The following is a 12,771-nucleotide window of genomic DNA, read 5'->3' as shown; positions in this document are numbered from 1 at the left end:
CTTCGAGCGCAGACCGGCTGCTCGCCGTCGCTCGATCAGCTGAGCTGAGGGCGAAGCCCGTCGACCAGGACCGCGAGCAGGACGGGGCCCCGGGTGTCGAGCTCGTGGTCGTCGAGCCTGCTGAGCCAGCTGATCAGGATGATCACGTCGCGGGCCTCGACGTCAGGGCGGATGCTGCGGTCAGCCCGCCCGGCGGCGAGCACCAGTTCGATCGCGTCTCCGATCGGACCCAGGCTGTGGTCGGCCAGGTCGCGCCAGGTGCCGACCTCGAGCGCGGCGAAGACATCGCGCTTGAGCCGGGCGTACGCCGTCACCCGCTCGAACCAGGCCGACAGCGCCTCCAGCGGAGGCAGGCTCGCCAGGAGCTCCGGCGCAGCGGCGACGAGGTCGTCGACGTCACGTTCGTAGACCGCGGCCAGCAGCGCCTCGCGGGTCGGGAAGTGCCGGTAGAGCGTGCCCTGACCGACCCCGCTCGCCCTCGCCACCGCGTTCAGCCGCAGCTCGCCCGGCTCGCGCAGCAGGGCGCGGGCGGTCCTGAGGATCTTGTCGCGATTGCGCTGGGCGTCGAGCCGCAGCGGCCCGTCACCCTGACCGGACACGTGTCCGGTACGCTCGTCGGAAACGGACACGTGTCCAGACTAACCGAGGAGACCGATGAGCATCACGGGCAAGGTCGTCGCCATCACGGGCGCCAGCAGCGGGATCGGTGAGGCGACCGCTCGCGAGCTCGCCGCACGGGGAGCCGCTGTCGTCCTCGGCGCCCGCCGCACCGACCGGCTCGACCGGCTGGTCGACGAGATCGCCACCGCGGGCGGTCGGGCGCGGTCCCTGCGCGTCGACGTCACCGAACCGGGCGACCTCGAGGCCCTGGTCGCCGCCGCGGTCGACGGCTTCGGCCGGCTCGACGTGCTGGTCAACAACGCGGGGACCACCACGCTCGCGACGCTCGCCGAGGGCGAGCCGACCAGCTGGTCGGCGATGATCGACGTCAACGTCAAGGGCGTCCTCCACGGCATCGCCGCGGCCCTTCCCGTCTTCCGACGCCAGGGCAGCGGGCACGTCGTGACGGTCGTGTCCACGTCCGGCCTCAAGATCGTGCCGACGCAAGCGGTCTACGCCGGCACGAAGAACGCCGTGCGCACGATCATGGAAGCGCTCCGCCAGGAGAGCACGGACGGGTTGCTGCGAACCACCTCGATCTCCCCCGGGTACGTCCGGACCGAGCTCGTCGACAGCATCGCGGACCCGACCACCCGACGCGCGGCCCAGGAGGCGATGGCCGACCTGGGCATCGCGCCCGCCGCCGTCGCGCGAGCCATCGCCTTCGCGATCGACCAGCCCGACGACGTCGAGATCGGCGACCTCACCATCCGCCCGGCCCGGCAGGGCTGAGTCCGCGCAGGGACGGGGTCGAGCGCCAGGTGAGGACGCACCGCCGCTCGCACGCCGGCCGGCCTCTGCAGGACGCGTGGTGGAACACTCACGACCTGTGGGGCCTCCGTACGACACCGACGTCGAGGCCGTCTGCTGGGACTGGAACGGGACCCTGCTCGACGACGCCGCCGTCGCCCTGACGGCGATGAACGTGGTCCTCCACGAGCGAGCTCTGCCGGTCCTCCCCGACGTCGACGCGTACCGCCACGTCTTCGGCTTCCCGGTGCAGGCCTTCTACGCCCGGCTGGGCATCGGCGACGCCGACTTCCGCCCGGCCGCCCAGCGGTATCTCGAGCTGTTCGCCACCGAGGTCGCCCGTGCACCCCTGCACGACGGCGCCGGTGCCACGCTCTCGGCGGTCGGACGCCTCGGCGTCGCGCAGGTCCTCATCTCGGCGACCGTCCCGCCCGTGCTCGAACGGCAGATGGCTCCCCACGGGATCGCCCGCCACTTCGACCAGGTCCTGGGGATCACCGACGCGTACGCACCGTCGAAGACCGATGTCGTCGCCCGCTGGCTCCGGTCGTCCGGCCACACCCCGGAGCGCGTGCTGATGGTCGGCGACACCAACCACGACGAGGAGATCGCCGAGGAGCTCGGGGTCGAGTTCGTCCGCTTCGCGCGCGGGCACCAGGAACCGCCCGACCACGACCGGCACCCCGTCGTCCGTCACCTCCGCGACGTCGTCCAGCACGTCCGCGCCCGAGCGGTGCGCTCCCCCGCCGAGCACCGCCCGGCCTGAGTGGTCCGCCGCTCGGGTCACGCGTCCTGCTCCGCCCTCGAACGGGGCGGGCCGGCAGTCCTGACGCCGGGCGAGCGGCACTGGTACGCGTACCGGGCGACGACGCCCAGGGCGACGACGGCCGGGATGAGCAGGTAGCGGCCCGCAGGGACGAGCAGCAGCGCGACCGCGGCGGTGGCGACGACCGACGACCACCACGACCGGCTCCAGGTCGGCAGCACCTTGATCCCGGCCGCGAGCCCGGCGACGTAGACCGGCACCTGCGAGCCGGCGCAGACGGACACGAGCTCACCGGTGCTGACCGACGTCAGGGCCGCGGCGGCGAGGCCGCCGGCGATGATGATCACCGGGACGACGAGGGCGCTCGCCCGGCCGGTCCGCGCCGCCCTCGCGCCCCGCGTCGGACGGGTGGTCGTGCCCATCTCGGCGAGGCTGCCGACGTAGGCGATGCTGTTCCCGGTGGCGATGACGACGGCGATGACGGCCGCCAGGACCGCACCTGCCGAGCCGGTGGCGATGCGCAGCATCGCGGCCACGGGAGCCTGCGTCCCGCCGGCGGTCGGCCCGAGCACGAGGATCTCGGGGACCGCGACGGCGGCGTAGAGGAGGGCGACGACCACGAGCGTCGCGCCGGTGACCCGCGGGAGCGTCCGCCGCGGGTCGCGCAGGACGTCGGTGAAGTTGGTGACGGCCTCCCAGCCCGTCAGCACCCAGGTGAGCACGAGGGCGGAGGCCGCCACCGCGGCGAGGCCGCCGGGTGCGAACGGCCTGAGGCTCGCGGTGTGCCCGTGCGGGAGCGCCACGACCGCGGTGCCGACGATCAGGACCGTGAGGGCGGCCGACAGGAGCAGCGTGAGCACACCGCTCCCCGGCCGGTGCAGGACGCTGGCCACGACGGCGACGGCGCAGATGCCGGCGGCGACGGTGACCGCGGTGGCCTTCCCCCCGCCGGTGGCCTCGGCGACGTACCCGCCGCCGATGAGACCGAGGGCGGGGACCCCGATGGGGACGCCAGAGCGGAACCAGGCCGAAACGAGGCGTCCGGCGAGCGGTCCGAAGGCGACCGTGGCGTAGCCGGCGACGCCCTTGGCGGCGGGCGCGGCGGCGTTCAGCGCGGCGAACGTGAAGGCGATGGGCGCCGAGACCGTCAGCAAGACCCCGAGGGTGACGAGCGAGGCCGGACCGGCCTCCCCGGCGGCGAGGGCGGGGAGGGTGAGGATCCCGGGCCCGACGATCGCCGCGACGAAGAGGGCGGTGCCGCGCACCGTCCCCACGCGGCTCTCGGTCACGCGGTCCGGGTGCAGCCCTGGAGCGGCGGCTCGGGCGGTGATGCGGGTCACGGTGCGGCTCCGGGGTCGGTGAGGGTCGCGAGCGGGGATCCGGTTCGGCGGACCAGCGCCCCTCGGTCAAGCCTGGCCACCGACAGGCCTCCCCAACAGTGGCTCGATCGCCACCGGCCAGCAGGATCGAGACAGTAGGGTCGGACGATGGACCCGCATCGCGTAGCCGTCCCGGTCCTGGACGGCATGCCGCTGTTCGAGATCGGCGTGGCGGGTGAGGTGTTCGGCATGCCGCGTCCCGACCTGCTCCTCCGGCCCTACCGCGTGCAGGTCTGCGCGGCCGGTCGGAGGCCCGTCCGCACCCAGGGCGCGGCGATCACCCTGACCGCCGACGCCGACTTCGACGAGGTCCGCCGCGCCGAGACCGTCGTGGTGCCCGCGCTCCCCTCCTTCGACGCCGCGGTGCCGCCCGAGCTCGTCGACGCGCTGCAGGACGCCGCCCGCCGTGGCGCCCGGATCGCGTCGGTCTGCACCGGCGCCTTCGCCCTGGCGGCGGCGGGCCTGCTCGACGGGCGCCGCGCCACCACCCACTGGATGTACGCGGCCGCCCTGGCCGAGCAGTACCCGGCGGTCGAGGTCGACCCCGCGGTCCTGTACGTCGTCGACGGCTCCGTGGCGACGTCGGCGGGGACCGCGGCCGGCCTCGACCTCTGCCTCGAGCTCCTCCGCCACGACCACGGCACGGCCGTGGCCGCGGAGGTCGCGCGCCGGCTCATCGTGCCGCCGCACCGCGAGGGAGGTCAGGCGCAGTACGTCTCCACGCCGCTCCCGGACCTGCCGGGCTCGGCCATCGGGCCCCTGCTCGACTGGGCGAGGTCGCGGCTCGACCGGGCTCTCACCCTCCGCCTGCTCGCGCAGCAGGCAGGCGTCACCACACGCACCCTCTCGCGCCGGTTCGCCGCCGAGGTCGGGATGCCCCCGCTGCAGTGGCTCACCGCCGAGCGGGTCCGCCGGGCTCGACAGCTCCTCGAGAGCACCACCCTGCCGGTGGAGCAGGTCGCCGAGCAGTGCGGGCTGGGCACCGCGGCCAACCTGCGCATCCACTTCGCCCGTCAGACCGGCGTCAGCCCGAGCGCGTACCGGGCGGCCTTCGCCGAGACGGGCGTGTGCGAGGGGCGGCCTGAGTCCTCACCAGCTGGTCGAGGCGACCGCCAGGTCGGCTGAGCCAGGTCGGCTGAACCGGCGAGCCGGGACGGCGAGGGACCTCAGTCAAGGAACGGGAGCACGTGCCCGGACAGCTCCTGGGGCTGCTCGTCGAACAGGTAGTGCCCCGCGTCCTCGATCACCACGCTGCGGACGTCCTCCGCGTAGCGGGCGAGCTGCTGCCCGACGGAGGCGCCGAGGCTGTCCGAGGCCCCGATGGCCAGCACCGGCATCGTGAGCGGCGTCCTCGCGTACGCGGCCATGTCGGCCATGTCGTGGACCAGCGCCCGGAAGGGACCGAAGCTCGCCGTCAGGTGCGCCTCGTCGGCGGCGAGGCAGCGGGCGTACTCCTCCAGGCTCCGCTCGTCGATCGCCTCCGGGCTCTTGGCCTGCGGGAGCATGTAGCCGCGCACCCACCCGAGCTCGCGGCCCCGCACCAGGCTCTCCGGGAAGTCGGGCACCTGGAACAGGCCGAAGTTCCAGTGGCCCGGCCCCTGCGGCGTCAGCACCGGCATGGAGTAGATGCCCTCGTCGGGGATCACGGCCTCGCAGAACACCAGCCGTTCCACGTCGTCGGAGTGCTGCGCGGCGTACGTGTAGGCCACCATCGAGCCGATGTCGTGGCCGACGACGCGGACGTTCCGGTCGAGCCCCAGCTGGACGAGCAGGCCGTGGACGTCACCGGCGAGGGTCTTCTTGTCGTAGCCGCCGGCCGGGGCGTCGCTGTCACCGGCGCCGCGCAAGTCCGGAGCCACGACGGTGTAGCGCTGCGCGAGCTCGGGCATCACCGCGTGCCACGCGTACCAGGTCTGGGGGTAGCCGTGCAGGAGCACGAGCGTCGGCCCCTCGCCGCCGCGTACGTAGTTGATCATCACGCCGTCGACGTCCGTCCGCTGCTCGGTGAACCCCTCCGGCGGACGACGGTCCCCCACTGCTGCCTTGCCCACGACCTGCTCCGTCCTCGTCCGTCTCGGTCGGCGCTCACGTCGTCGCGACGCCGTTCCGGCGCGGACGCTGTCGGTCCGCTGCCGTCCGACCAAGCGTGAAGCGAAACGCGTCGCTCGCCGATGGTGGCGACCACCGCGTTCGGCCCCGACCCGTGTGGGCGGCCACACCGGCTCGGCGGGCCTCGCCCGGTGCGCCGTGGTCGTGCTCGGCGGATGTGGGCCGCCACAGGCTGCGGGGCTCGACGCGGTGACCGACCCCATGGCCTGGTGGCCCGCGGGCCAGCAGCATCGACGCGGGCGCGTGGACCGAGCAGTCCTCCAACAGCTGGCCGCCCCACCCGAGCGGCAGACCACGAGCGGCAGACCACGAGACGGGACCTGAGGTGGGGCGGATGGGCGAGGAGCACGCGGCCACCGCGCGCCCCTGTCGGACCTCACCCGCGGACGAGGAGCGCGCCGTGCTCGTCGCCGCGGTCGACCGGTCGCTGGCGCGGCCGGGCGGACGGGCCCTGCTGGTCGGGGAACCGGGCGTCGGACGGACGACGGTCCTCGACCGCGTGGCCCGGCGCGCGGAGGAGGCCGGCGCCCGCGTGCTCCGGGTCCGGGGCCGGTCCTCTGCCCGCACACCCCTGGTCGGGCTGGCCGACCTCCTCTCCGCGATCACCGACGCCGAGCTCGACGGCCTCACCGTCACCCGGCGCGACGCCGTGGACTCCGTCCGCTCGCCCCGTCCCGGCCCTGCCCAGGTGCCGTCCGGCTTGCTGCTGCGGCTGGCGGTCGCGGACGCGTTGCGCGGCCTAAGCCGGCACGGGACCGTCGTCCTCTCCGTCGACGACTGGCCGCAGCTCGACCCGGAGTCCGCCGACGTCATCGGCTACGTCACCGGGCGGGGCGAGCGGGGACCGGCGCTCGTGGCGACCCAGGCCACCGACCCGCTCCTGTCCGGCCGCCCCTCCTCGATCGACCGGGCGCTCTTCCCGTCGGGCACGGTGCACCAGGTCCCGTCGTTGACCGCCCGCGCGCTGGGCGACGTCCTCGCGCAGCGGCGGGGACGGGCGACACCGCCCGACCTGCTCCTCGACGTCCACCGGGCGAGCGGGGGCAACCCGTCGTGGGCCCTGGAGCTCCTCGACCAGCAGCCCTCGCGTACGCCGCTGGCCCACCCCGGCCTCGGGCTGCCCGACTCGGTCGCCGGGACCGTGCTGGCCCGGGTGCGGCTGCTAGCGCCGCCGGTGGAGCGGGTGCTGGCGGTCTGCGCCGCCGTCGGCGGGGCGCCGGCACGGACGGTGGTGGCGCTCTCGGGGGCCGACCTCCTCGCCGTCGCGGCCGCCGTCGACGCGGGCGTGGTCGTCAGGGAGGACGAGCGGCTCGTCGTCGCGCACCCGCTGCTGGGCGCCGCGGCGCTCGGCGTCGTCGGCGTCGGCACCCAGCTCGGGATCCACGCCGGCGCCGCCGCCCTGACCACCGACCCGGCCGAGCGCGCCCGTCACCTCGACGCGGCGGTCCTGCCCGGGCCGGACGAGGTCGCCGCCGCCGCGCTCTACGCGGCGGCGGAGCAGGCGTGGGCCGAGGGGTCTCACGACGCGGCGCAGGCGTTCGCCGCCCGAGCGCTCGCCCGCACCGCACGCGGCGCGCCGCAGCGGGCGGGCAGGACCGTCAGGCTCGCCGAGCTGGCGGTCGCCTCGGCGTCCTCCGCCCGTGCCGTGACGGTCCTCGGCGACCTCGACCTCGTGGGGCTGGCACCGACCCTGCTGGACCGCGCACTCCCTGTCCTCGTCGCCGCCCTCACGGCGGCGGAAGGTGGTGCGGGGGCCCAGCCGGCCCTCGCGACGCTGGCGGCTCGCGCAAGGGTGGGCACCGTTCGTCGAGCCGTGATCGACGTCCACCTGATGCGCGAGTCGGAGCCGGCGGCGTACCGCGCCGCCCGGGCCTGCGAGGCCCTGCGGCTGCTGTCCGGGCGCGAGGACCTGCCGGCTGCGCAGCACAGGGCGCTGGCGGTGCTGCTCGTCGCCCGGTTGGACGCCGGGCAGGGCCTCGACCCGGTGGTCCTCGGGCGCATGCGCGCTCTCGAGGAGTCCCTGCCGACGCTCCCGCTCGTCGACACGGCGGACGCGGCGGTCGGTCTGCACGGCTACGAGGTCGGCGAAGTCGCCGCCTCCCGTGTCGCGCTCGAGGTGCTGGCGGACCGCGCCGAGCGACGCGGGGAGACGACGGTCGCCCAGACGTTCCGGAACCACCTCGCCGTGGTCGAGCTCCTGGGCGGGCGGCCGCAGCACGCCGCCGCGCTGCTGCAGCGGCTCGACGACGAGGGCGTCGGAGCGGGCGCACCGTCGCCGGTCGTCGTCCGTGCACGGGCGTCCCTGGCGCTGGTGCGCGACGACGAGGCGGCTCTGGAGGCGGCTCTGGAGGCGGGGACCGAGCACGCCGGGACGGTGTCCAACCGGGTCGCCCGACTGGTCCTGCGCGGGGCCTGGGCGGCGGCGTACGAGCGCTGGACCGAGGCCGTGCCCGCCCTGTCGGAGGCCATCGACCTGAGCGCGGAGCACGGGTGCGACGAGCCGGGCCGGCGCCTCGGGGCCGACACGCTGATCGGTCCGGGCCTGGTCGCGCTCGGTCGCCCGGAGGACGCCGGTCGGGTCGCCGACCACCTCGAGTCGGTGGCGCGCGGCACGGGACGGTCCCCCCTGATCGGGCACGCGCTGCGCGTACGGGGACTCGTGTCCGCCGGGGAGGCGGATCTCGAGCGCGCGCAGGCGCAGCTCCGCGGGGCGGCGGACCTCCTCGCGCAGGGGCCGGTGCCCGGGGACCACGCCCGCTGCCTGCTGGACCTGGGCCGGTTGCTGCGCCGCCGACGGGCTCGCGAGGAGAGCCGGCGCGTCCTGGTCGAGGCGCTGGCCGTCGCCCGTCGCACCGGGGACCGTCCCCTCCTCGCCCTCGTCGAGCGGGAGCTCGCCGGGGCCCGCCGGGCGGGGGCACCGGACGTCCTGACCGTGGCGGAGCAGCGGGTCGCCACGGCCGCGGCCGACGGGCTCCGCAACGCCGAGATCGCGGCCGCCTGCTTCGTGACCGTCCGGACGGTCGAGACGCAGCTGTCGAGCGTCTACCGCAAGCTCGGCGTGCGCTCGCGCGTCCAGCTGGCGACGCGGCTCCGCGGCGGGGTCCCGGCCGCGAGCGTGTGAGCGCGCGGGCGGGGCATCACCCCGCGTGGTCGCGCTTCGCCTCGGCGAGCTTCTGGCGCAGCTCCTCGGCAGTGAAGCGGGCGGCGTAGCCCGGGGTGCCCGGGCCGAACCGCCAGCCCTCGGCGAGGGGGCCGGCGTCGACCACGTCGAAGCCGAGCTGGTCGACGAGGTCGGCGACGATCCGCTTCGCGGCCGCGTCGTCACCCGCGATCGCCACGGCACGACGGCGCTCGGCCCCGGCGGGCTTCGCGTCCTTGGTGAGGAAGCGCGACCCGATGTGGTTGAACGCCTTCACGACCCGCGCGCCGACGAGGTGGTCCGCCAGCAGCTCCGAGGAGGTCGTGGTCCCCTCGTCCAGCGCCGCGACGTGCCCGTCGCGCTGCGGGTAGTAGTTGTTCGTGTCGACGACGACCTTCCCGGCGAGGAGGTCGACGGGGAGGGTGCCGACGGCCGCGAGCGGCGTGGACACGACGACGACGTCGCCCGCCGCGGCCGCCTCCGAGCGGGTGGCGGCGCGGGCGTGGTGGCCGAGCTCGGCGACCAGGTCGACGAGGGTCTCGGGGCCGCGCGAGTTGGCGAGGACGACGTCGTGCCCGGTGCGGACGGCGAGCCGGGCGAGCTGGGAGCCGATGTTCCCGGCTCCGATGAAGCCGATGGTCTGGTCAGGCATGGGGACGCCTCTCTGGCGGTGGCTGGGCTGGGCTGGGCTGCGTACGGGGGTCGTGCGGGCGTGCCCGCGGGCCAGGACCACTCGGTCCTGGCCCGCGGGGGTGTCGTTCGAGGAGCCGTTCGGCGCGGCTCAGGTGGTGGCGTGCACCGCCTGCAGGATCACCGAGGTGACCGTGTGCGGCCTCTTGATCATCGACAGGTGCGGGGCGTGCACCGTCGTGATGCGGGCGTGGGCGTTCCTGGCCATGGCCAGCTGCTCGGCGGGCGGGATGGCGTGGTCGGCGGTGCCGACGACGGCCCACGACGGGATGGTCTTCCACGCCGGGACGCCCGACACGTCGGTCAGGGCGACGGTCGCCAGCGGACGCTGCGCGGCGGCCAGCTGCCGGGCCTTCTTGAGGGGCAGCCCGTTGGCCATGCACCCGGGGAACGCGCTCTGCTTCAGGTACGCGGCCTGCGCACCCGCCGGGGCGCCGGGGTAGGGCGCGAAGGTCAGGTTGGGCCCGCCCGTGCAGCTGCCGGGCACCGCGGTGGCCAGCTGGGCGAGGGTCTGGCCCTGGTCGGGCACGAAGGCGTCCACGTAGACGAGCGCCTTGACGTTCGCGTTCCCGGTGGCCGCGTTGGTGATGACCTCGCCGCCGTACGAGTGGCCGACGAGGACCACCGGGCCCGAGATCGTGCCGAGGAAGTCCTTCAGCGTGGCGGTGTCGTACGCCAGCCCCAGCTGCGGGTTCGGCGGGGCGTCGACGGTGTAGCCGTCGTGCTGGAGCCGGCTGATCACCCCGTTCCAGCTCGAGCCGTCCGCCCAGGCGCCGTGCACCAGGACGATGGTCGGCTTGGCCCCGTTCTTCGCCGCGGGCTTCGCCGCGTGCTGGACCGCACCGGCGGTGGTGGTGCCGGGGGCGGCTGCGGGGGCTTTGGTGGTCGGTACGGAGGCCCCGGCCACCGCCGTCTGGCTCGTTGCGGCCGTCAGGGTGGCTGCGACCAGCGCCCCGGCCAGGGCGGTCGCGCGCAGGGCACGTCCCGCCGTCGTGATTCTGAACATCTGAGCTCTCCTGGACCGGGATGGCGATGGTGGAGGTCGCGGGCCGGTCAGTCCGCTCCCCGCGCTCCAGCCTGGTGCGACCGACGCCGCGCGCCGATGGTGTCGACCACCGCGTTCGGACCCGGTCCCTGTGGCGGGTCACAGCCGCCGGGACCCGTCAGACGCCGTCGGGCAGCGGCGGGTTCGCCTCGACGCTCTCGAGGGCGAGCAGGGTCTCCGCCGCCGCGCGCGGATCACCGAGCAGCCGCCCGGTGAGCCCCTCCAGCCGGCGCAGCCGCAGCCGCACGGTGTTGGGGTGGCAGAACAGCTGCTTGGACGTGGACTCCGTCGACCCGCCGTTGTCACGCCAGGCTGCGAGCGTGCTGAGCAGCACCGCCCGGTCCTCGCCGGGCAGGTCCAGGACGGGCCCGAGGACGGTCCGGACGATCCGGTCCATCGCCGCCGACGCGTTCACGGCGGCGACGCCCAAGGGGTGCTCGTCGAAGACCCGGACCTGGACCTCCCCCGGTGCGGCGGTGGCCAGCGCCATGCGCGCCAGCCGGAGGGCGACCGCCGTGTCGTTCAGCCGCGGGTACGCCGGGCTGATCCCGACCCGGCCGCGTGCCGTCTTGGCCAGCTCGTCGCTCAGCCGGTGCACCTGCGCCTCGTCGGTCAGCCGCACGATGCCGACGTGCAGGTCGGGCAGCAGCCGCCACGCCGAGCTCATCCCGCTCAGGCGCAGCCGAGTCTCGGCCCCGGGCACGGCCTCCTTCGCCAGCTCGGCCACCTCGGCCGCCACCACGACGAACGGGCCCTGGCCGGGCAGCCGGAGCAGGTCGGCCGCGTCCCAGCTGGTCAGCTCGTCGCTGATGCGGCCCTCCAGCAGGACCCCGACCAGGGCGGAACGTTCCTGCTCGGTGCGCAGCATCTCGCCGAAGACCGCGTGGCGGTAGCCGTCGGCCATCGCCTGGGAGAACGTGTCGTGCGCCGACCAGATCTGCGACGCCGCCTCCACCAGCGCGTCGCTGGTCACGCCGCCGCTGCGCGCGCGCTCCAGCAGCCGGGTCCAGATCTCGTGGAAGCCCACGCGGTAGGCGGCCATCACGATCGGCAGCGGGACGCCCTGCTCGCCCCGCTCCCGGCCGGTGGCCCGCGCGGCCGCCACGTCGGGCGGACCCTCGAAGACGAAGGACCGCAGGACGCTCTCGACGTTCGCGCCGACCCAGCGGTTGGTGTCGCCGAGCGCCAGGTGCTCGGGGCCGCCGTAGTACGGCACCCGGAGGCGGATCTGCTCCACGACGAGCTCGGTGAAGTCGTCCACCCCGCTCAGCAGCTCACGGGCGAGCTCGACCAGCTCCGGAGCGGGGTCCGGCGCGAGCTGCACCTGGGCCATGCGCGCACCCTAACCAACGCCCCGTCGCCCGGGAAGGGCCTCGGCTGCCGGTGACGACCGCGAACCTGATCATGGTGGTCCTGTTCGCGTCGAGCGGGACGGTGAGGCGGTACGGGGCCGCGCCGGCGTCGTGCGGCGCGGCCCCGGTCGGGTCCGTCAGGCGCTCGTCGCCCGCACAGCGTCGCGGAGGAGCTCCACGACGGTCTTGGGCTCGGCGAGCATGACGAGGTGGGAGGAGTCGACCTCCGTGACGTTCATGCCGGCGCGGGAGTAGCCGAACCGCTCGACCTCGGGGTTGATGGCGTGGTCGCTCGTGGCGACCAGGCCCCAGGACGGCCGGTCGCGCCACGCGGCGGTCGAGGCCTTCTCGCCGAAGGCCACTCCCGTGAGCGGGCGCTGCGACACGGCCAGCACCCTGGCCAGCTCCGGGTCGACCCCGCCGGCCATCACGTCGGGGAACCGGGCGACGTCGACGTACACGTCGGTGCCGTCGGCCTGCCCGGCCTGCGGGAAGGGCTTGTAGACCAGGGCGGCGGCGAGGGCCGGGTCGTCGAACCTGCCCTGCAGCTCGCCGAGGCTCTCGCCCTCGTCCAGCGCGTAGGCGGCCAGGTAGACCAGACCGACGACGTTCTCCTCGGCACCGGCGACGGTGATGACCGCGCCGCCGTACGAGTGGCCGACCAGCAGGACGGGGCCCGCGATCTGGCGCACGATCGAGGCGATGTAGGCCGAGTCCGCGACGAGGCTGCGGTTCGGCAGGGCCGGCGCGACGACGGACAGCCCGTCGTCGAGCAGGGCGGGCACGACGGGGCCGAAGCTCGAGGCGTCGGCGAAGGCGCCGTGCACGAGCACGACGGTGGGGGCGGTGGGCATGGGTGGGCTCCTGCTTCCTGGGTGCCG

General features: G+C 75.2%; 11 protein-coding genes. 4 read left to right on the top strand and 7 right to left on the bottom strand.

Annotated elements, in window-relative coordinates; genetic code table 11:
- Positions 1-35 precede the first annotated feature (35 nt).
- Positions 36-599: a TetR/AcrR family transcriptional regulator gene (locus BMY04_RS09570; RefSeq protein ID WP_170854067.1), complete on the bottom strand. Its 564-nt coding sequence runs from the start codon at positions 597-599 to the stop codon at positions 36-38.
- Between the two features lie 55 nt (positions 600-654).
- Here BMY04_RS09570 and BMY04_RS09565 point away from each other — a divergent pair, with 55 nt between their 5' ends.
- Both BMY04_RS09565 and BMY04_RS09560 read left to right on the top strand, forming a co-directional pair.
- Positions 655-1,392, top strand: a complete 738-nt coding sequence (locus tag BMY04_RS09565) for an SDR family oxidoreductase (protein ID WP_091179199.1) — start codon at positions 655-657, stop codon at positions 1,390-1,392.
- 97 nt (positions 1,393-1,489) lie between these two features.
- Positions 1,490-2,176 (top strand): HAD family hydrolase, encoded by a 687-nt coding sequence (locus BMY04_RS09560; protein WP_170854066.1) that lies wholly within the window; start codon positions 1,490-1,492, stop codon positions 2,174-2,176.
- A 17-nt stretch (positions 2,177-2,193) separates the two neighbouring features.
- Here the strand turns inward: BMY04_RS09560 and BMY04_RS09555 are convergent, their stop codons facing one another.
- Positions 2,194-3,516 carry an APC family permease gene (locus tag BMY04_RS09555; protein WP_091179195.1) on the bottom strand — a complete coding sequence of 441 codons (1,323 nt, stop codon included), beginning with the start codon at positions 3,514-3,516 and terminating at the stop codon, positions 2,194-2,196.
- Between the two features lie 147 nt (positions 3,517-3,663).
- On the opposite strand from BMY04_RS09555, the gene BMY04_RS09550 reads away from it, so the two are divergent.
- Positions 3,664-4,680 carry a helix-turn-helix domain-containing protein gene (locus BMY04_RS09550; RefSeq protein ID WP_091179192.1) on the top strand — a complete coding sequence of 339 codons (1,017 nt, stop codon included), beginning with the start codon at positions 3,664-3,666 and terminating at the stop codon, positions 4,678-4,680.
- 41 nt (positions 4,681-4,721) lie between these two features.
- Here BMY04_RS09550 and BMY04_RS09545 read toward each other — a convergent pair whose 3' ends face one another.
- The gene (locus BMY04_RS09545; RefSeq protein ID WP_198410035.1) at positions 4,722-5,606 is read right to left on the bottom strand and encodes an alpha/beta fold hydrolase; all 885 of its coding nucleotides are present in this window, start codon (positions 5,604-5,606) and stop codon (positions 4,722-4,724) included.
- A 392-nt stretch (positions 5,607-5,998) separates the two neighbouring features.
- On the opposite strand from BMY04_RS09545, the gene BMY04_RS09540 reads away from it, so the two are divergent.
- A complete protein-coding gene (locus BMY04_RS09540; protein WP_091179188.1) occupies positions 5,999-8,785 on the top strand; it encodes a helix-turn-helix transcriptional regulator in 2,787 nt (928 codons plus the stop codon).
- Positions 8,786-8,801: 16 nt separating this feature from the next.
- Here the strand turns inward: BMY04_RS09540 and BMY04_RS09535 are convergent, their stop codons facing one another.
- The 4 genes from BMY04_RS09535 to BMY04_RS09520 all read right to left on the bottom strand — a co-directional run bounded on the left by BMY04_RS09535 (position 8,802) and on the right by BMY04_RS09520 (position 12,744).
- Positions 8,802-9,536, bottom strand: coding sequence for an NADPH-dependent F420 reductase (locus BMY04_RS09535; RefSeq protein ID WP_269766213.1), 735 nt, complete (start codon positions 9,534-9,536; stop codon positions 8,802-8,804).
- 48 nt (positions 9,537-9,584) lie between these two features.
- Positions 9,585-10,499: an alpha/beta fold hydrolase gene (locus BMY04_RS09530; protein WP_091179184.1), complete on the bottom strand. Its 915-nt coding sequence runs from the start codon at positions 10,497-10,499 to the stop codon at positions 9,585-9,587.
- A 157-nt stretch (positions 10,500-10,656) separates the two neighbouring features.
- Positions 10,657-11,871 (bottom strand): PucR family transcriptional regulator, encoded by a 1,215-nt coding sequence (locus BMY04_RS09525; protein ID WP_091179182.1) that lies wholly within the window; start codon positions 11,869-11,871, stop codon positions 10,657-10,659.
- 156 nt (positions 11,872-12,027) lie between these two features.
- A complete protein-coding gene (locus tag BMY04_RS09520; protein ID WP_091179180.1) occupies positions 12,028-12,744 on the bottom strand; it encodes an alpha/beta fold hydrolase in 717 nt (238 codons plus the stop codon).
- Between the last annotated feature and the right edge of the window lie 27 nt (positions 12,745-12,771).

It is taken from the genome of Microlunatus flavus (genome assembly GCF_900110855.1).
Classification (GTDB): Bacteria; Actinomycetota; Actinomycetes; order Propionibacteriales; family Propionibacteriaceae; genus Microlunatus; species Microlunatus flavus.
Note: the sequence above shows the minus strand (reverse complement) of the source record. Positions and strands in the feature narration are given on the sequence as shown.